At 63.3% G+C, this 588-nt stretch carries 1 protein-coding gene; it reads left to right on the forward strand.

Annotation, left to right across the window (positions count from 1 at the left end):
* Positions 1–158 precede the first annotated feature (158 nt).
* A partial coding sequence (locus AX735_RS04805; protein ID WP_202189499.1) for a tail fiber domain-containing protein occupies positions 159–588 on the forward strand: 430 nt, incomplete at its 3' end.

The following is a 588-nucleotide window of genomic DNA, read 5'->3' on the forward strand; positions in this document are numbered from 1 at the left end:
GCGGCGCGCTCCGGCTTGCCGTTGCTGGCACCAACAACCTACTTTTTGGCGGCGCAACGACGTCCGCATATTCCGCGACTAACCGCACGGCCGTCCAACTCGATGGCGTCGAAGGTGTTGTGCTGGCATTTCGCACGGCGAGCACGAACCGCGGTTACATGTTCGCCACCGCAGACCAGATCCTGCTCGAGGCGGAACCCGTCGCCGAGATCAAGTTCAACACGCTCGGGGCAAAGCCGATCTTGTTCGGAACCTCGAATGTCGTGCGCTTCAGGATCGACCCGACCGGCCCAATGCTCGGCGGCAAGACCGCATCAGACGGCACGGTGCAGGGCGTGGAAATGCACCCCAGCGGCACCTTCTACGGCACCAGCGTTTCGACCTTCGCGGGCTATTTCAATCGCCTGAGCAGCGACGGCTCTGTCATCTCCCTGCGCCGCCAGGGCACGGAGGTTGGCAGCATTTCGGTCACGACCACGGCGACGGCCTACAACACAAGCTCCGACTATCGCCTCAAGGAAAACCTCGAGCCCCTGACCGGCTCGGGCGATTTCATCGACGCGCTGAACCCGGTGCGCGGCACATGGA

The sequence above is a fragment of the Blastomonas sp. CCH1-A6 genome, assembly GCF_001556365.1.
Classification (GTDB): Bacteria; Pseudomonadota; Alphaproteobacteria; order Sphingomonadales; family Sphingomonadaceae; genus Blastomonas; species Blastomonas ursincola.